The organism is Massilia sp. BHUDP2, assembly GCF_046236355.1.
GTDB lineage: Bacteria > Pseudomonadota > Gammaproteobacteria > Burkholderiales > Burkholderiaceae_D > Telluria > Telluria varians.
On the sequence record NZ_JBJUVW010000001.1, the window covers coordinates 1,994,292 to 2,012,937 of the forward strand.

At 64.7% G+C, this 18,646-nt stretch carries 19 protein-coding genes; 18 read left to right on the forward strand and 1 reads right to left on the reverse strand.

Going from position 1 to position 18,646, the window contains the following annotated elements; all coding sequences use genetic code 11:
- Positions 1-8: 8 nt before the first annotated feature.
- Entirely contained in the window at positions 9-845 is an 837-nt protein-coding gene (gene map, locus ACK6C6_RS09080) for a type I methionyl aminopeptidase (protein ID WP_209586372.1), read from the reverse strand.
- Between the two features lie 276 nt (positions 846-1,121).
- Here map and rpsB point away from each other — a divergent pair, with 276 nt between their 5' ends.
- The 18 genes from rpsB to ACK6C6_RS09170 all read left to right on the forward strand — a co-directional run bounded on the left by rpsB (position 1,122) and on the right by ACK6C6_RS09170 (position 18,643).
- A complete protein-coding gene (gene rpsB, locus ACK6C6_RS09085; protein WP_027865308.1) occupies positions 1,122-1,871 on the forward strand; it encodes a 30S ribosomal protein S2 in 750 nt (249 codons plus the stop codon).
- 153 nt (positions 1,872-2,024) lie between these two features.
- Positions 2,025-2,930 carry a translation elongation factor Ts gene (gene tsf, locus ACK6C6_RS09090; RefSeq protein ID WP_036207088.1) on the forward strand — a complete coding sequence of 302 codons (906 nt, stop codon included), beginning with the start codon at positions 2,025-2,027 and terminating at the stop codon, positions 2,928-2,930.
- A gap of 165 nt (positions 2,931-3,095) precedes the next feature.
- Positions 3,096-3,812: a UMP kinase gene (gene pyrH, locus ACK6C6_RS09095; RefSeq protein WP_036207004.1), complete on the forward strand. Its 717-nt coding sequence runs from the start codon at positions 3,096-3,098 to the stop codon at positions 3,810-3,812.
- Positions 3,813-3,847: 35 nt separating this feature from the next.
- Complete coding sequence (gene frr, locus ACK6C6_RS09100) at positions 3,848-4,408, forward strand: ribosome recycling factor (protein ID WP_036207006.1); 561 nt, start codon at positions 3,848-3,850, stop codon at positions 4,406-4,408.
- Positions 4,409-4,511: 103 nt separating this feature from the next.
- Complete coding sequence (uppS, locus tag ACK6C6_RS09105; protein ID WP_285377260.1) at positions 4,512-5,264, forward strand: polyprenyl diphosphate synthase; 753 nt, start codon at positions 4,512-4,514, stop codon at positions 5,262-5,264.
- 21 nt (positions 5,265-5,285) lie between these two features.
- The gene (locus ACK6C6_RS09110; protein WP_285377257.1) at positions 5,286-6,116 is read left to right on the forward strand and encodes a phosphatidate cytidylyltransferase; all 831 of its coding nucleotides are present in this window, start codon (positions 5,286-5,288) and stop codon (positions 6,114-6,116) included.
- Positions 6,117-6,148: 32 nt separating this feature from the next.
- The gene (ispC, locus tag ACK6C6_RS09115; RefSeq protein WP_409267006.1) at positions 6,149-7,324 is read left to right on the forward strand and encodes a 1-deoxy-D-xylulose-5-phosphate reductoisomerase; all 1,176 of its coding nucleotides are present in this window, start codon (positions 6,149-6,151) and stop codon (positions 7,322-7,324) included.
- Between the two features lie 4 nt (positions 7,325-7,328).
- Positions 7,329-8,669, forward strand: coding sequence for an RIP metalloprotease RseP (gene rseP, locus ACK6C6_RS09120; protein WP_409267007.1), 1,341 nt, complete (start codon positions 7,329-7,331; stop codon positions 8,667-8,669).
- A gap of 74 nt (positions 8,670-8,743) precedes the next feature.
- Positions 8,744-11,080 carry an outer membrane protein assembly factor BamA gene (gene bamA, locus ACK6C6_RS09125; RefSeq protein WP_409267009.1) on the forward strand — a complete coding sequence of 779 codons (2,337 nt, stop codon included), beginning with the start codon at positions 8,744-8,746 and terminating at the stop codon, positions 11,078-11,080.
- Between the two features lie 59 nt (positions 11,081-11,139).
- Positions 11,140-11,655 carry an OmpH family outer membrane protein gene (locus tag ACK6C6_RS09130; RefSeq protein WP_292042651.1) on the forward strand — a complete coding sequence of 172 codons (516 nt, stop codon included), beginning with the start codon at positions 11,140-11,142 and terminating at the stop codon, positions 11,653-11,655.
- 63 nt (positions 11,656-11,718) lie between these two features.
- The gene (gene lpxD / locus ACK6C6_RS09135) at positions 11,719-12,768 is read left to right on the forward strand and encodes a UDP-3-O-(3-hydroxymyristoyl)glucosamine N-acyltransferase (protein ID WP_209586378.1); all 1,050 of its coding nucleotides are present in this window, start codon (positions 11,719-11,721) and stop codon (positions 12,766-12,768) included.
- Entirely contained in the window at positions 12,765-13,256 is a 492-nt protein-coding gene (gene fabZ, locus ACK6C6_RS09140) for a 3-hydroxyacyl-ACP dehydratase FabZ (protein ID WP_209586379.1), read from the forward strand. Before lpxD ends, fabZ begins: the two co-directional genes overlap by 4 nt.
- An 8-nt stretch (positions 13,257-13,264) precedes the next feature.
- Entirely contained in the window at positions 13,265-14,053 is a 789-nt protein-coding gene (gene lpxA / locus ACK6C6_RS09145) for an acyl-ACP--UDP-N-acetylglucosamine O-acyltransferase (protein WP_409267011.1), read from the forward strand.
- Entirely contained in the window at positions 14,037-15,197 is a 1,161-nt protein-coding gene (lpxB, locus tag ACK6C6_RS09150; RefSeq protein ID WP_409267012.1) for a lipid-A-disaccharide synthase, read from the forward strand. The genes lpxA and lpxB overlap by 17 nt, the downstream gene beginning before the upstream one ends.
- A gap of 7 nt (positions 15,198-15,204) precedes the next feature.
- A complete protein-coding gene (gene rnhB, locus ACK6C6_RS09155) occupies positions 15,205-15,852 on the forward strand; it encodes a ribonuclease HII (RefSeq protein ID WP_209586381.1) in 648 nt (215 codons plus the stop codon).
- Positions 15,853-15,862: 10 nt separating this feature from the next.
- Positions 15,863-16,648: an RNA methyltransferase gene (locus ACK6C6_RS09160; protein ID WP_209586382.1), complete on the forward strand. Its 786-nt coding sequence runs from the start codon at positions 15,863-15,865 to the stop codon at positions 16,646-16,648.
- A gap of 51 nt (positions 16,649-16,699) precedes the next feature.
- The gene (locus ACK6C6_RS09165; protein WP_409267014.1) at positions 16,700-17,905 is read left to right on the forward strand and encodes an EAL domain-containing protein; all 1,206 of its coding nucleotides are present in this window, start codon (positions 16,700-16,702) and stop codon (positions 17,903-17,905) included.
- Positions 17,906-18,130: 225 nt separating this feature from the next.
- Entirely contained in the window at positions 18,131-18,643 is a 513-nt protein-coding gene (locus ACK6C6_RS09170; RefSeq protein WP_409267016.1) for a hypothetical protein, read from the forward strand.
- Positions 18,644-18,646 lie beyond the last annotated feature (3 nt).

Genomic DNA, 18,646 nt, shown 5'->3' on the forward strand with positions numbered 1-18,646 from the left:
TCCTTCGCTCAGGCCGCGACGGCGGCGCCCTGGTCCAGCAGCGGCAGCACGATGCTTGGGGGCGGCGGGCTGCCGGCCGACATGGTCAGCACCTCGACGCCGGTCTCGGTGACCAGCACGGTGTGCTCCCACTGCGCCGACAGGCTGCGGTCCTTGGTCTTGATGGTCCAGCCGTCCGGCATCTCGCGGATCTCGCGGCGGCCGGCATTGATCATCGGCTCGATGGTGAAGATCATGCCGGGCACCAGCTCTTCGCCGGTGCCGGGGCGGCCGTAGTGCAGCACCTGCGGCTCTTCGTGGAACACGCGGCCCACGCCATGGCCGCAGAACTCGCGCACCACGCTGTAGCCGTGCTTCTCGGCGTGCTGCTGGATCGCGAAGCCGATGTCGCCCAGGCGGTTGCCCGGCTTGACCTTGGCGATGCCCAGCCACATGCATTCGAAGGTGACTTCGGACAGGCGCTTGGCCAGGATCGACGGCTCGCCGACCAGGAACATGCGGCTGTTGTCGCCGTGGAAACCTTCCTTGGTGATCGGGGTGATGTCGATGTTCAGCGCATCGCCGCTCTTGAGCACGCGCTCGCCCGGGATGCCGTGGCAGATGACGTCGTTGACCGAGGCGCAGATCGAGCCGGGGAAGGGCGGGTAGCCCGGCGGCGCGTAGTTCAGGGTGGCCGGGACGGTGCCCTGCACGTTGATCATGTAGTCCTTGGCCAGGCGGTCCAGTTCGCCGGTAGTGACGCCGGGCTTGACGAAAGGCGTGATGTAGTCGAGCACTTCCGAGCCGAGCCGGCAGGCGACGCGCATGCCTTCGATTTCTTCCGGAGTCTTGGGGATGGAGGCCATGTTCTTTTCCTGCAAAAATGTGGTGATATTGCGCCATTATAAGGGATGGCGGGTCCCCGTAGGTGGGCCGGTCGTCCCGCCGAAGCCGGGGATCCGGTGTCGATCCCGCACGCACACCTTGAAAAGCGGACCAAATCCCGCTAGAATCTCGGGTTGCTCGTATTCGCATCGAGCAATGTTGTAAAAATCATCTTTTAAATGAAATCGCGAACGTGGCCGCCAAAGGGTGCCTGCTAGGTGACTGGCTACGTTCAAGACCCAACCCTGGAGAATTACATGTCCGTTACTATGCGTGAAATGCTGGAAGCCGGTATCCACTTCGGCCACCAGACCCGTTTCTGGAACCCGAAAATGGCACCGTTCATCTTCGGTCATCGCAACAAGATCCACATCATCAACCTGGAAAAGACCATGGCGATGTACCAGGATGCGATGAAGACCATCAAGCAGATCTCGGCAAACCGCGGCACCATCCTGATGGTCGGCACCAAGCGCCAGGCCCGCGACATCATCGCCGCTGAAGCACAGCGCGCAGGCGTGCCTTACGTCGACCAGCGCTGGCTGGGCGGCATGCTGACCAACTTCAAGACCATCAAGACCTCGATCAAGCGCCTGAAGGACATGGAAGCCCAGATCGAATCGGGCGAAGTCGAGAAGCTGTCGAAGAAAGAAGCGCTGATGTTCTCGCGCGAACTGGTCAAGCTGCAGAAGTCGATCGGCGGCATCAAGGACCTGGGCGGCGTGCCGGACGCGATCTTCGTCGTCGACGTCGGCTACCACAAGGGCGCCATCACCGAAGCCGGCAAGCTGGGCATCCCGGTCATCGGCGTGGTCGATACCAACCACTCGCCGGAAGGCGTCACCCACGTGATCCCGGGTAACGACGACTCGTCGAAGGCGATCACCCTGTACGCACGCGGCGTCGCCGATGCGATCCTGGAAGGCCGCGCCAACGCCACCAACGAAGTCGTTGAGATGGTCAAGGCCGCTGGCGACGACTTCGTCGAAGTTTCCGAGCAGGCATAATGCAGGGCAGGTGAGACCTGCCTGAGTATTGAAGGGGCGCCGAGCCATAGCACGAGCGCCCCTTTTTTTAAGCACGACGCTTAGCAATAAATTATCGTCCGGATGTCCGTGGGACATGTGGGCCTCTACATCAAATATTTGGGAGAATTCAACATGGCAGCTATTACCGCAGCGATGGTTGGTGAACTGCGCGCGAAGACCGACGCGCCGATGATGGAATGCAAGAAGGCACTGACCGAAGCCGAAGGCGACATGGGCCGCGCCGAAGAGATCCTGCGCGTCAAACTGGGCGGCAAGGCATCGAAGGCAGCATCGCGTATCACCGCCGAAGGCGTGGTCGCCGCTTACATCTCGGGCAACATCGGCGCGCTGGTTGAAATCAACAGCGAAACCGACTTCGTCGCCAAGAACGACGACTTCCTGGCCATGGCCAACCTGGCAGCCCGCTTGGTCGCCGAGCAGAACCCGGCCGACGTCGCCGCCCTGGCAGCCCTGCCGCACGAAGGCAAGACCTTCGATGACGTGCGTACGGCACTGATCGGTAAAATCGGCGAGAATATGACCGTTCGCCGCTTCCAGCGCTTCGAAACCACCGCCAAGCTGGCTTCGTACCTGCACGGCGCCCGTATCGGCGTCATGGTCGAGTTCGAAGGCGACGACCAGGTCGGCAAGGACGTGGCGATGCACATCGCTGCAATGAAGCCGGTTTCCCTGTCGGCAGAGCAAGTGCCTGCTGAACTGATCGAGAAAGAGCGTTCGGTTGCTCAGCTGAAAGCCCAGGAAGACGCCGACAAGGCCGTCGCCGAAGGCAAGCAGCCGCAGTCGGCCGAGATCGTCGCCAAGCGTATCGACGGTTCGGTGCAGAAGTACCTGAAGGAAGTCTCGCTGCTGAACCAGGCATTCGTGAAGAACGACAAGCAGTCGATCGAGCAGTACCTGAAGGCCTCGAACGCCAGCGTGAAGGCATTCACGATGTACGTCGTCGGCGAAGGCATCGAGAAGAAGGTCGACGACTTCGCAGCAGAAGTCGCAGCCCAGATGGCTGCCAACAAGCAGTAATCAACAAAGCGGGCCGTAAGGCCCGTTTTTGTAGGGTGCTGCCGCGTGCGTCGGTAGGCGCGCGCAGCGGCAGCCCGAACAGCCATCTGTATAGCAGATGAGATCGCCAGCCACGAGCCGGCGGTCGGACCCGAATTCGAAACACAACATAGGAGCCGCTTCATCATGACAAAACCAGCCTACCAACGAGTCCTCCTCAAACTGTCTGGCGAAGCGCTGATGGGTGACGACCAGTTCGGCATCAACCGCGCAACCATCGACCGCATGGTCGCCGACGTGGCGGAAGTGGCGAAGCTGGGCGTGCAGGTGGCGGTCGTGATCGGCGGCGGCAACATCTTCCGCGGCGTGGCCCCGGGCGCCCAGGGCATGGACCGCGCCACCGCGGACTACATGGGCATGCTCGCCACCGTCATGAACGCCCTGGCCCTGGCCGATTCGATGCGCCACGTGGGCATCACCGCGCGCGTGATGTCGGCGATCAGCATCGAGCAGGTGGTCGAGCCCTACGTGCGCCCGAAGGCCCTGCAGTACCTGGAAGAGGGCAAGGTCGTGGTGTTCGCCGCCGGCACCGGCAATCCCTTCTTCACCACCGACACTGCCGCCGCCCTGCGCGGCGCCGAGATCTCGGCCGAGATCGTCCTGAAGGCAACCAAGGTCGACGGCGTCTATACCGCCGACCCGAAGAAGGACCCGAACGCCACCCGCTACAATTCGATCTCCTTCGACGAGGCGATCGCCAAGAACCTGCAGGTGATGGACGCTACCGCGTTCGCCCTGTGCCGTGACCAGAAACTGCCGATCAAGGTCTTCTCCATCGTCAAGCCCGGCGCAATGAAAGCCGTGATCATGGGTGAAGACGAGGGTACACTGGTACACGTTTGAGTTTCGTTTCAAAAATTAAAATATAGGAGTGCAGCATGTCCTTAGCTGACGTCAAGAAGAACGCGCAGGAGCGCATGACCAAGTCCATCGAGACCCTGCGGGCCAACCTGGCCAAGGTCCGTACCGGCCGCGCCCACGCCGGCATCCTCGATTCCGTGATGGTCGAATACTACGGTTCGCCGGTCCCGCTGTCGCAGGTGGCCAACCTGACCCTGATCGACGCCCGCACCATCGGCGTGGCGCCGTTCGAAAAGAAAATGGCGAGCACCATCGAAAAGGCGATCCGCGACTCCGACCTGGGCCTGAACCCGTCGTCGCAGGGCGACATGATCCGCGTGCCGACCCCGCCGCTGACCGAAGAGCGCCGCAAGGAAATGGTCAAGCTGACCAAATCGGAAGGCGAGGACGCCAAGATTGCCGTGCGCAACATCCGCCGCGACGCCAACGAAGCCGTCAAGAAGATGGTCAAGGACAAGACCGCGTCGGAAGACGACGAGCGCCGCTCGGCCGACGAGATCCAGAAGCTGACCGACAAGTTCGTTGCCGAAATCGACAAGCTGCTGGCCGAAAAAGAAAAAGACATCATGACGGTGTAATACTGGGCCTTGCGCAGCGCGTCGCGCTCCGCACCCAGGCGGACCGGCCCCGGCTTAAGTCGCGGCCGGTCCGACTCCCTTTAAGACCCAGCTGGAAGCAAAGATGTTCAAAAGTTCGACCACTGTCATTCCCGAAGCGCCGAAGGTGCCGCGCCATATCGCCATCATCATGGATGGCAATGGGCGCTGGGCGACCAAACGCCTGCTGCCGCGCGTGGCCGGCCACGTCAAGGGCGTGGAGGCGGTGCGCGGTGTCGTCGAGCACTGCGTCGAGCGCGGCGTGGAATACCTGACGCTGTTCGCCTTTTCGTCCGAAAACTGGCGCCGTCCGGCCGAGGAAGTCTCGCTCCTGATGCGCCTGTTCGTCACCGCGCTCGAGCGCGAAGTGGCGAAAATGCATGCCAATAACATCCGCCTGAAGGTTGTGGGGGACCTGAGCCGTTTCGACGCCAAGCTGCAGGAAATGATCACCGCGGCCGAGCGCCGCACCGCCAACAACACCCGCCTCACGGTCAGCGTGTGCGCCAACTATGGCGGCCGCTGGGATATCATGCAGGCAACGGGCAAGATGGTCGCGGCCAATCCTGGCGTGCTTGACTTCACCGAAGAGATGCTGGCCCCGCACCTGGCCATGGCCTACGCGCCCGAGCCCGACCTGTTCATCCGTACCGGCGGCGAGGAACGCATCTCGAACTTCCTGTTGTGGCAGCTCGCGTATTCCGAGCTGTATTTCACCAAGACCTTCTGGCCGGACTTTTCCAAAGCCTCGCTGGACGAAGCGATCGACTCCTTCCAGCAGCGCGAGCGCCGTTTCGGCCAGACCGGTGACCAGGTCGCGAAGAAGTCCAAGGTTTAAGACCCGAAGCCCATATCGACAATGCTGAAAACCCGGATCCTCACCGCGCTCGCACTGCTGGCAGTCCTGCTGCCGGTCCTGTACTTCAACAACTACACGGCGTTCGCGGTGGTCGCCTCGATCTTCTTCGGGGCGGCGATCTGGGAGTGCTTCCGCCTGTTCAACCCGGAGACCGCCAAGGCGCCGCTGATCGCCGCCTTCTGGACCGCGGCCTTCGTCTACGCCTTCTTCATCGCGCCGAGCCCGAACCCGACCTTCTGGTTCGCGATCAGCGTGCTGGTGTGGGCGCTGCGCTTCGCGCCGTCCCTGAAGCTCGGCCTGCCGCCGCTGAACAGCAGCGCCAACACCTTCCTCAGCCTGGTCTACGCCGTCGCCGTGGTCGGCTGCTTCGCGGCCATCGTCGAGATGTACCGCCTGTCGCCGCTCTACCTGCTGTCGGTGATGGCCATCGTCTGGGCCGCCGACATCTTCGCCTACTTCTCGGGCAAGGCCTTCGGCAAGCGCAAGCTGGCGCCCTCGATCTCGCCGGGCAAGTCCTGGGAAGGCGCCATCGGCGGCTGCATCGCCGTGCTGGTCCTGGCCACCCTCAGCATCGCGCTGGGCGGCGACGCGATGGCCGGCACCTTTGCCGCGCAGGTGCAGGCCAGCCTCGGCTGGGCCGCACTGTACGTAGTGCTCATCCTCATCGTCGCGGCCAGCGTGGTCGGCGACCTGTTCGAATCCCAGCTCAAGCGCCGCGCCGGCATGAAGGACAGCAGCAACTTGCTGCCTGGCCACGGCGGAGTGCTGGACCGCGTGGACGCGCTTGTCCCGGTCCTGCCCCTGGCAGCCCTGATCGGCTCCCGGCTCTAGCAGCAAGCTGCCAGCAATAAAGGAATCCCGCAATGCAGCGCATTACCATCCTGGGCGCCACCGGCTCGATCGGCGCCTCGACCCTCGACGTTCTCGCCCGCCACCCCGACCGCTACCGCGTGTACGCGCTGAGCGCGCACGGGCGCGTGGAAGAACTGGCCGACGCCTGCCGCCGCGTCAAGCCGGCGCGCGCCGTGGTCGGCACGGCGGAAGGGGCGGAGCGCCTGTCGCAGCTCCTGGCGGGCCTGGACATCCAGGTCGACCATGGCGAGCAGGCCTTGTGCGAGATCGCCTCCAGCCCGGACACCGACACCGTGATGGCGGCCATCGTCGGCGCCGCCGGCCTGGCGCCGACCCTGGCGGCCGCGCGCGCCGGCAAGAAGGTCCTGCTGGCCAACAAGGAAGCCCTGGTCATGTCCGGCCAGCTGTTCATGGACGCGGTGCGCGAGCACCGTGCGACCCTGCTGCCGATCGACAGCGAGCACAATGCGATCTTCCAGTCGCTGCCCGCTACGTACGCCCGCGACCCGCAGGCGGCCGGCGTGGCCAAGATCCTGCTCACCGCGTCCGGCGGCCCCTTCCTGCAGCGCGCCGTCGAGACCCTGGAGGCGGTGACGCCCGACGAAGCCTGCAAGCACCCGAACTGGGTCATGGGCCGCAAGATCTCGGTCGACTCGGCCACCATGATGAACAAGGGCCTGGAAGTGATCGAGGCCCACTGGCTGTTCGGTGCGCCGGCCGACCTGATCGAAGTGGTGATCCATCCGCAGAGCGTGATCCACTCGATGGTCTCCTACACCGACGGCTCGGTGCTGGCCCAGCTGGGCAACCCCGACATGCGCACCCCGATCGCCCACGCCCTGGCCTTCCCTGAGCGGATCGCTTCCGGCGTGCCCCAGCTCGACCTGACCGCGATGGCCGCGCTGCAGTTCCACCAGCCCGACTTCGAGCGCTTCCCTTGCCTGGCGCTGGCGTTCGACGCGCTGCGCGCGGGCGGCACTGCGCCGGCCCTGCTCAATGCCGCCAACGAAGTGGCGGTGCAATCCTTCCTCGAGCGCGAGATCGGTTTCCGCGACATCGACCGCGTCATCGCCCAGGTGATGGACGCCGTGCCGCATGGTCCCGCGCCCTCGATCGAGGCGGTGCTGGCCCAGGATGCGCGCGCCCGCGCCGCGGCGCAGGACGTGATCGCTCGCCTGCGGGCTTGAAACCATGAGCCTGCTCTATACCATCCTGGCTTTTGCCCTGGCCCTCGGACCGCTGATCGTCCTGCACGAACTCGGGCACTACCTGGTGGCCCGTGCCTGCGGCGTGAAGGTGCTGCGCTTCTCGATCGGCATGGGCCGCGTGGTGTGGTCGCGCCGCTTCGGGCCGGACCAGACCGAGTGGGCGATCTCGGCCTTGCCCCTGGGTGGCTACGTCAAGATGCTCGATAGCCGCGATCCGGAAACGGCGCCGAAGGACGAATCCGAACTGCACCGCGAGTTCACCCGCCAAAGCGTATGGCGCCGCATCGCCATCGTGGCGGCCGGCCCGCTCGCCAACTTCCTGGTGGCGATCGGCTTGATGGCGGTGCTCTTCATGCACGGCGTCGAGGAACCCTCGGCGCGCCTGCGCGCCGCGCCCCAGGGCACAGCGGCGCAGCTGGCCGGCGTGCGCGGCGGCGACACCGTGGTGGCGGTGAACGGCAACCCGGTCCAGTCCTGGGCCGAGCTGCGCTGGCAGATCATCCACGCCACCGTGGACAAGCTTGATGCGCGCCTCGAGCTGCGCGCCCAGGGCGGCGGCAGCTACAACGCCACCATCCCTGCGCAGCGCATCGCGCAGCTCGATGTCGAAGGCGACGTGACGCAAGCGCTGGGCCTGGACCTGTGGCGCGCGCGCGCCCGCATCGAGAAGGTGCTGCCGGGTGGGGCAGGGGAACGCGCCGGCCTGCAGGCTGGCGACCTGGTGCTGCGCGCCGACGGCAAGGCGGTCGAGGACGGCCTTGCCTTCACCGAGACCATGCGTGCAGCGGCCGGCCGCACCGTGCAGCTCGACGTCGAGCGGGCAGGGCGCGTCCTGGGCGTCGCGGTCACGCCCGAGAAGGACGCGGCCAGCGGGCGCGGTGTCGCCAAGGTAATGCTGTCGCAGCCGGTCGAGATGGTGACCGTGAGCTCGGGTCCCTTCGAGGCAATTGCCAAGGGCGCTGAGCGGACCTGGGAGACCAGCGTCATGACGATCAAGATGATCGGCAGGATGATCACCGGCGAAGCCTCGTGGAAGAACGTCACCGGCCCGATCACCATCGCCGATTACGCGGGACAGACGGCACGCATCGGCCTGGCCACCTATTTGCAGTTCATCGCATTTATTAGTATTAGCTTAGGCGTAATGAATTTGTTACCAATTCCGGTTCTGGATGGTGGCCATTTACTGTATTATTCGCTGGAAGTTTTGACCGGGCGTCCCCTCCCTGCGCGCGTTGGAGAATATGCGCAGCGCTTCGGGGTCGGCCTGCTGTTCATGCTGATGGCGCTCGCCGTCTTCAATGACCTGGTGCGGTTGCTCTAGCGGTGCCCAAGCAGGGACCGCGCACCGGCAAAAGAATATGTATGTTGTCCAATGACTGACCAGAAATCCAGCCAATGAATTCACAACCTGATCGTTTCGCCCTGCCGTTCATCCGTCGCAGCATGATTGGCGCAGCCGTGCTGGCTCTGTGCGCCGGCAATGCCCTTGCCGCCAACCCGTTCGTGGTCAAGGACATCCGGGTCGAAGGCATCCAGCGTACGGAAGCAGGCACCGTGTTCAGCTACCTGCCGGTGCGCGTGGGTGAAACCATGGACGATGCCCGCGCGACCACCGCCATCAAGGCGCTGTTCGCGACCGGCTTCTTCAAGGACGTCCGCCTGGAAGAGGAAAACGGCGTGCTGGTGGTGCTGGTCGAGGAACGTCCCGCCATTTCGTCGGTGGACTTCACCGGCACCAAGGAATTCGAGAAGGACATGCTGGTCAAGGCGCTGGGCGAGATCGGCGTCGGCGAGACCAAGATCTTCGACAAGGCGGCCGTGGACCGCGCCGAGCAGGAACTCAAGCGCCAGTACCTGTCGCACGGCCTGTACGGCGTGAAGATCACCACCACAGTCACCCCGATCGAGCGCAACCGCGTGACGATCATGTTCAACGTCGACGAGGGCGACGTGGCGAAGATCCGCCAGATCAACTTTGTCGGCAACAAGGCCTTCAGCGACAAGCAGCTGCGCGAAGTGCTGCAGCTGTCCAAGTCGGGCTGGTTCACCTGGTACTCGAAGGCCGACCAGTACTCCAAGCAGAAGCTGACCGGCGACCTCGAGGCGATCAAGTCCCTGTACCTGAACAATGGCTACCTGGAAGCGAACGTCGAATCGACCCAGGTCTCGATCACCCCGGACAAGCGCGACATCTACCTGACCATCAATGTCACCGAAGGCGAGAAGTACACCGTCTCCGGCGTGAAGCTGGAAGGCGAGATGTTCGGCCGCGAAGAAGAACTGAGCAAGCTGATCCTGCTCCAGCCGGGCAAGACCTACTCGGGCGAGCTGATGGAAGCGACCAACAAGCTGATCTCGGACCGCCTCGGCTCCTTCGGCTACGCCTTCGCCAACGTCACCGCCAACCCGGAGATCGACCGCGAGAAGCGCGAAGCCAAGTTCACCTTCTTCATCGATCCGGGCAAGCGCGCCTACGTGCGCCACATGAACATCTCGGGCAATACCGTGACCCGCGACGAAGTCATCCGCCGCGAGTTCCGCCAGTTCGAAAGCTCCTGGTACGACGCCAACCGCGTCAAGCTCTCGCGCGACCGCGTCGACCGCCTCGGCTACTTCAAGGACGTGAAGGTCGAAACCCCGGAGTCGCCGGGCACCACCGACCAGGTGGACGTGAACCTGGTGGTCGAAGAGAAGCCGACCGGTAACTTCATGATCGGCGGCGCGTTCTCGCAGTCGGAGAAGTTCACCTTCACCGCCTCGATCTCGCAGGCCAACTTCGCCGGCAGCGGCAACACCATCGGCCTGGAACTGAATACCAGCAAGTACAACCGGACGATCGCGTTCTCGCAGACCAATCCGTACTTCACCGACGACGGCATCTCGCGCTCGTTCCAGCTCTACCTGCGCACGATGCGCCCGCCGGCGCTCAACCTCGGCCTGTACACGGTGCGCCAGACCGGCGGCACCATGACCTTCGGCGTGCCGTTCTCGGAAAACGACACCGTGTTCTTCGGCGCCGGCCTGGAGCGCACCCAGATCGAGACCGACATCACCTCGCCGACCCTGTACAAGACCTTCGTCGCGGACAACGGCGGCCCGGCCGACGGTATCGGCAAGGCCCAGACCAATGCCATCCCGCTGACCGCCGCATGGGGCCGCGACACCCGCGACAGCGCGGTGACGCCGACCCGCGGCCGCTACCAGCGCGCCAACCTCGAAATCGATGCGCTGGGCGATGCCAAGTACTACCGCCTGGTGTACGAACACCAGTGGTGGCGTCCGCTGACGCGCTGGATGACCCTGGCGCTGCGCGGCGAATTCGACTACGGCAAGGGCATCGGCGGCAGCAACTATCCGGTGTTCAAGAACTTCTACGCCGGCGGCATCGGTTCGGTGCGCGGCTACGAGAGCTCCTCGCTGGGCGTGGTCGACCCGAACTACTACGACGCGGTGGGCGGCTCCAAGCGCCTGATCGCCAACGCCGAATTGCAGTTCCCGTTCCCGGGCGGCGGCACCGACCGCAGCCTGCGCTGGTTCACCTTCGTGGATGGCGGCCAGGTCTACCAGGAGGAAGAGAAGATCCGCCTGAACCGGATGCGTTTCTCGGCGGGTATCGGCCTGTCGTGGATTTCCCCGGTCGGTCCACTGAAGTTGAGTTATGCTAAGCCTTTGAACGCCTTGCCGGGCGACCGACTCGAACGCTTCCAGTTCCAGATGGGTACCGGCTTCTGACCGGCCGGAATGGGGCCGTTCAGTCAGGCCCCACCGTTATACGGAGAAAGATGTTGAAAATGCTGAAAGCCACGTTGCCCCGGCCTCTGCTCCGGACACTGCTGCTGGCCGCGCTGTGCGCAGCGCCGCTGGCCCAGGCCCAGAGCACCGGCCGGATCGGATTCGTCGCCACCGAGCGCCTGATGAGCGAATCGAAGATGGCGAAGACGGCCGATGCCCGCATCCAGGCCGAGTTCTCGAAACGCCAGAAGGTGGTCGAGGAAACGGTCACCAAGCTCAAGCAAATGTCGGAGAAATTCGACGGCGAGGCGGCCGGCCTGAACGACGTGGAACGCACCCGCCGCGCGCGCGAGCTGCTGAACATGGAAAAGGACGTGCAGCGCATGCAGCGCGAGTTCCAGGAAGACCTCATGCAGCGCAAGAACGAAGAGCGCGCCGCCATCGCAACGCGTGCCTACAAGATCATCGAGCAGGTCGCCGAGCAGGAGCGCCTGGACGCCGTGCTGGCCGAAGCTGCCTGGTCGAGCCCGCGCATCGATATCACCGACAAGATCCTGAAGCTGCTGGACAAGTAATCCGCTCCGGCGGCAGCACAAGTAAAGACGCAGCACATTTTGACTGACACCCGACATTCCAACATGGGCATTCGACTCCAAGACCTGGTCGAGCGCTTCGGCGGACAGCTCGTCGGCGACCCGGACCTGATCGTCTCGGCCATCGCGCCGCTCGACAGCGCGGGCGCCTCCCACATCAGCTTCCTCAGCAACAGCAAGCTGCGCGCCCTGGCGGCGCAAAGCCAGGCCGCCGCACTGATCCTCTCTCCGCTGGACGACCCGAGCGTTGCCGCGACCTACGAGGGCGCGCGCATCGTCACGACCAATCCCTACGCCTATTTCGCCCGCGCCGCGCAGTACTTCGTGTCGCTGTCCGAGACGCCGAAAGCGCCCGGCATCGACCCGAGCGCCGTGGTATCGCCGGATGCGACGGTCGACCCGACCGCCCACGTCGGCCCGCACGTGACCATCGAAGCCGGCGCCGTGATCGGCGCCCACGTTGTGATCGACGCCGGCTGCTTCATCGGTTCTGACGCGCGCATTGGCGAGGGCACCCACCTGTTCGCGAACGCCACCTTCCACGCGCGCTGCGTGATCGGCGCGCGCGGCGTGATCCATTCCGGCGCCGTGATCGGCGGCGACGGCTTCGGCTTCGCGGTCGAGGGCGGCAAGTACATCAAGATCCCGCAGACCGGCCGCGTGGTGATCGGCGACGACGTCGACATCGGCGCCAACACCTGCATCGACCGCGGCGCCCTGGCCGACACCGTCATCGAAGACGGCGTCAAACTGGATAACCAGATCCAGATCGGCCACAATTGCCACATCGGCGCCAATACCGCCATGGCCGGCTGCGTCGGCGTGGCCGGCAGCGCGAAAATCGGCAAGGGCTGCACCTTCGGCGGCGCGGCCATGGTGCTGGGCCACCTTGAGATTGCCGACAACGTCCATATTTCCTCGGGCAGCATGGTGTCGCGCTCGGTGCTCGAGCCGGGCCAGTACACCGGCTTCTACCCACTGGCCAAGAACGCCGAATGGGAGCGCAGCGCCGCCATCGTGCGCAACCTGGCCTCGATGCGCGAGAAGATCCGTACGCTTGAAAAAACCATCAAAACACTGACAGAACAAAAATGACCACCGAAGTCCAGACCACCGCTGAAATCAAGACCCTCGACATCAACGCGATCAAGGAATACCTGCCGCACCGCTATCCGCTGCTGCTGGTCGACCGCGTGCTGGACGTCGAACTGGGCAAGCGCATCACCGCCATCAAGAACGTCACCGTCAATGAAGAATTCTTCAACGGCCACTTCCCGCACAAGCCGGTGATGCCGGGCGTCCTGATGATCGAAGCGATGGCGCAGACCGCCGCGATCCTGTCCTTCATGACCATGAACGTCAAGCCGGACGAGAATTCGGTGGTGTATTTCGTCGGGATCGACAATGCGCGCTTCAAGCGTCCGGTCGAGCCGGGCGACCAGCTCAAGATGGAAGTCGAGATCCTGCGCGTGTCGCGCGGTATCTGGAAGTACAAGGCCGTCGCCAGCGTCGACGGCAAGGTCGCGGTCGAGGGTGAACTGATGTGCACCATCCGCGCCAACGAAGGAGCGGGGCCGCAGTGACTCAGTCCTTGAGCAAGATTCATCCGACAGCGATCGTCGACCCCAAGGCCGAGCTGGACAGCTCGGTCGAGGTCGGCCCGTATTCGATCATCGGCCCCGACGTGCGCATCGGCGCCGGGACCGTGGTGGGCCCGCACGTGGTCATCGAAGGCAACACGACGATCGGCAAGGACAACAAATTCTTCCAGTTCTGTTCGATCGGCGCCGCGCCGCAGGACAAGAAGTGGAAGGGCGAGCCGACCCGCCTGGAAATCGGCGACGGCAATACCATTCGCGAATTCGTCACCATGAACCTGGGCACCGCCCAGGACGTCGGCGTCACCCGCCTGGGCGACGACAACTGGATCTCGGCCTACGTGCACCTGGCGCACGACTGCCAGGTGGGCAGCCACACGATCTTCTCGAACAATGCCCAGCTGGCCGGTCACGTCCACGTGGGCGACCACGCCATCCTGTCCGGCTATGCCGGCGTGCACCAGTTCTGCAAGATCGGCGCCCATGCTTTTGTTGGCATGTACACCAGCCTGACCCAGGACGTGCCGCCCTTCGTGCTGGTCTCGGGCAACCCGGCCGGCCAGCGCGGCGTCAACATCGAAGGCCTGAAGCGCCGCGGTTTCAGCCGCGAGCAGATCGACGGCATCCGCAGCGCCCACAAGCTGGTATACCGCTCGAACCTGACCCTCGAGGAAGCCAAGACCGCACTGCTGGCGCTCGAGTCCGAACAGGCCGCCGCCGCGGCCGATATCCGCGCCATGCGCGAATTCCTCGACAGCGCCACCCGTGGCATCGTCCGCTGAGGTCTCGCTAGCGATGGTCGCCGGCGAGGTGTCCGGCGACATGCTCGCCGCGCGCCTCATGGCGGGCCTGCGTCCGCAGCTGCCGAACGTGCGTTTCCACGGCATCGGCGGCCCACGCATGATCGAGCAGGGCATGCTCAGCGACGTCCCGATCGAGACGCTCACGGTGCGCGGCCTGTTCGAGATCATCCCGCGCTACCGCGAGATCAAGGGCATCCAGAACGCGCTGCGCGACCGCCTGCTGCGCGAGCGTCCGGCCGCCTTCATCGGCGCCGACTACCCGGGCTTCAACCTGGGCCTGGAGGAGCAGCTGCGCGCGGAAGGCATCCCGACGGTCCACTTCGTCAGCCCCCAGATCTGGGCCTGGCGCGGCGGACGCATCAAGAAGATCAAGCGCGCCGTCTCGCACATGCTGGTGATCTTCCCGTTCGAGGAAGCGATCTACCGCGCCGCCGGCGTGCCGGTGACCTATATCGGGCATCCGCTGGCCGAGATGATTCCGATGAAACCCGACGTGGCGGCCGCGCGCGAGGCGCTCGGTATCGACAAGGGCGCGCGCGTGGTGACGATCATGCCGGGCAGTCGCATGGGCGAGCTGAAGTACCTGGCCGAACCTTTCGTGGCGGCGGCGAAGCTGTTGGCCCAGCGCGACCCGGGCCTGGTGTTCATCGCGCCGATGGCGGGCGAGCGCCAGCGCGCCTATTACACCGAGATCCTGGACAAGGCCGGCCTGAGCGACGTGCCGGTGCGCCTGGTCGACGGCCAGTCGCATGCCGCCATCGCCGCCGCCGACGCGGTGCTGGTCGCTTCGGGAACGGCGACGCTGGAAGTGGCGCTGTTCAAGAAGCCGATGGTGATCGCCTACAAGGTGATGGGCGCCTCGTGGCAGATCATGCGCCACATGGGCTACCAGCCCTGGATCGGCCTGCCGAACATCCTGGCGCGCGAATTCGTCGTTCCGGAGTATCTTCAGCATGCGGCCACGCCGCAGGCACTGGCGGACGCGATCTGGCGCCAGCTGGACGACCCGGCCGGGAGCGAGGCGCTGGCGCGCCGTTTCACCGACATGCACCACAGCCTGCTGCGCAACAGCGCCGAGGCGAGCGCGGACGCAGTGCTCCGCGTGATTGGACGTAAGAAGTGAGCATACAGTGAGCAAGAAGCGAATCAACCTCTACCCAGGCCTGCCGCCCCGGCTGCGGCCGTTTACCGACGCCGATATCGTGTGCGGCGTGGACGAGGCCGGCCGCGGTCCGCTGGCCGGGCCCGTGTTCGCGGCCGCCGTGATCCTCGACCCGAAGCGGCCGATTGAGGGCCTGCGCGACTCCAAGAAGCTAACCGAGGCGCGGCGCGACGAACTGGCCCCCTTGATCAAGGAACATGCGCTGGCCTGGGCCATCGCCGAGTGCTCCTGCGAAGAGATCGACACCCTGAACATCCTGCACGCCACCATGCTGGCCATGCGCCGCGCGGTGGAAGCCTTGCAAACCGTGCCGACGATCGCCCTGATCGACGGCAACCGCTGCCCGCCGATGGAGATCCGCGCCCACGCGGTGGTGGAAGGCGACGACAAGGTGAATGCGATTTCGGCCGCCTCGATCCTGGCCAAGACCGCGCGCGACGCCGCGCTGGTGCAGCTGCACGCGCAATACCCGCAGTACTGCTTCGACCAGCACAAGGGCTATTCGACGCCGCTGCACCTGGAACGCCTGCGCCTGCACGGCCCGTCGCCGGTGCACCGCCGCTCGTTCGCGCCGGTGCGCGGGCTGCTGCAGCCCGACCTGTTCGCCGCCGCATGAGGTTCGGCGCATGAAGCACGTCAGCTCGCGCGACAACGCGTTTTATAAGGAACTGAAGGCGCTCGCCACCAGCTCGCAGGCGCGTCGCAAGGCTGGCCGCAGCCTGCTCGACGGCGTCCACCTGTGCCAGAGCTGGCTCGAGCTGCGCGGCGCGCCCGAACATTGCGTGGTGTCGGAAGGCGCCCTCGGCAATCCCGAGGTCGCCGCCATCGTCGCCCGCGTCGAAGCACTGCACGCGCACGTCACGGCGCTGCCGGATGCGCTGTTCGGCGCCATCAGCCAGGTCGAGCACGGCGTGCATATCGTGTTCGTGGTCGCTTCGCCCACGCCCTCCAAAGCGCCCGGCCTGGTGGAATCGAGCGTGCTGCTCGATGGCGTGCAGGACCCGGGCAACGTCGGCTCGATCCTGCGCAGCGCCGCCGCGTCCGGCATCAAGCAGGTCTACTGCAGCCCGGGCACCGCCTTCTGCTGGTCGCCCAAGGTGCTGCGCGCCGCGATGGGCGCCCACTTCGTGCTCGACATCTTCGAGAACATCGAGCTCGCGCCGCTGGTGCGGGCGGCCAGCGTTCCGGTGCTGGCCACCAGCGGCTACGCCGCCGAACGCCTGTATGCGCTCGACCTGCGCCGCCCGGTCGCCTGGATCCTGGGCCACGAAGGGCAGGGCGTCTCGCAGGAGCTGCTCGAGCTGGCGACCCATCGCGTCGCCGTCCCCCATGCCGGCAAGGTGGAGTCGCTGAACGTGGCCGCCTGCGCCGCGGTGTGCTTTTTCGAGCAGCTGCGGCAAACGCAGGCGTAGACGGCGGCTCGGCCTTCAGGGTAATCTGGCGGCTGATTAACTGGAGCAGAGATGGACATCGCGCATTTGCACTTCCTGGTGGCGGAAGCCGACGCTGCCCAGCGCAGGACGCTGGTCGAGCTGCTCGGCCAACTCGGCGCGCGCCGCGTGACCGACGTGCCGGATGGGCACCTGGCCCTGCAACGGCTGGAAGCCGGCTTCTCGCCGAAAGTGGACGTCGCGATCGTCGACCTGGCGCTGCCCGGCATGGATGGCCTGGAACTGATCCGCCATCTTGGTGCGCTGGGCGCGGCCGCAGAAGGCCTGCGCCTGATCGTCACCGGCGCCCAGCCGGCCGGGCTGCTGTTCTCGGTCGAGACCCTGGCCCAGGCTTATGGCGTCGACCTGCTGGGCACCACGGCCAAGCCGATCACCTCCGCCAAGCTCAAGCCCCTGCTCGACAACTACACCCCGCTGGCGCGCAGCAATGCAGCGCCCAAGGGCCCGAGCTTTTCCTTCCAGGAGATCGGCATCGGCCTGCAGAAACGCCAGTTCGAGCCCTTCTTCCAGCCCAAGATCGAGCTCGCCACCGGGCAGGTGAAGGGCCTGGAAGCCTTCGCGCGCTGGCGCCATCCCGAGCACGGCGTGCTGGGTCCGGGATCCTTCATCGATGCGCTGGAGCAGAACAACCGGGTCGATTTCCTCGACTGGAGCATGATCGAGCTCTCCAGCGAGCGTTGCCGCTGGTTCCAGGACCAGGGTATTCCGGTGCCGATCAGCCTGAACCTGGCGCCCGAGACCCTGGCGCACCCGGCATTCGTGCGGCAGGTCACCGCTTGCGTGCAGCGCCACCGTATCCTGCCCGAATACCTGACCTTCGAGATGCCCGAATCCTCGGTGCTGAATACCGACCCGGAATTCATCGAGCGCCTGGTGCGCCTGCGGATGATGGGCTTCGGCCTGGCGATCGACGACTACGGCACCGGCCGCTCGAACCTGCAGCTGCTGGCACGCATCCCGTTCACCGAACTGAAGATCGACCGCAGTTTCGTCGACGGCGCCTCCAAGCGCCGTCCGCTGGGCACCGTGCTGCGCTCCTGTCTCGGCCTCGCGCACAGCCTGGACCGCATGTCGGTCGCGGTCGGCGTGGAAACGCGCCAGGACTGGGACTTCTTGCAGAACCTCGGCTGCACCTATGCCCAGGGCTACCACATTGCCAATCCGATGGAAGCGGGGGCCTTCCCCGGCTGGCTCGAGGACTGGCGGCACTTCTTCTGATTCGGCTTGTAGGACGCCAGGACAAACGCTGTTGCTGGCTCTAACGGTGACATGCTTGTACACGGAGGCATATGACTGCTCGCTATCGGCCAGGAGCAGCCGTTTCGACCTGCTGTGAAGATTGTGTGTTTCGAACGGCATTCGCGCTGGCTCGCGGTCGACTTTCCTCTTCAAGCGAGTAAGATTGACCATAGCGTACTCAACCAGCAGCGCAGGCTATCTTTTATGCACGTCAAATTGATTTCCATCTTCGCAGTTGTCGCTGGCATCACTTCAGCCCACGCAGCTGCTCCAAGGGACCACTTGTCCCAACTGGATAAACGTTATGTTTCGGAGAAGGGCAAGTATGGCGGACCCAAGTTCTTTACAGTTCCTGTCGTGCAAGAGGCTCTGGCCACAGCGGTTCCGCGGGATTGGCGACGGGCGATGATGAATGAGCTAGTCGTCGAAACACCAAATGCACTTGTAGACGGATATCTGGTTGTCAGCGCATGTAAGCCACATTTCTGTCCGGACAAGAATTATGCGGCGACAGTTCGTGTCGCTGACGGTGCGGCCTTGTTTATTGTCTTTGATAACGACCGTGGTCGAATCAAAGATGCAGAGCCACAATGTTTTTCGTCAGCGTTTGACAAGGTTTCGCAACTGCCCAATTCAGTCCTGGATGAACTCCGGGAGCGAAGCGCACTCGGGAGTATCGATGGCACCTCGCTTGGCTGTGCGGCCAGCCGGCGATAAGGT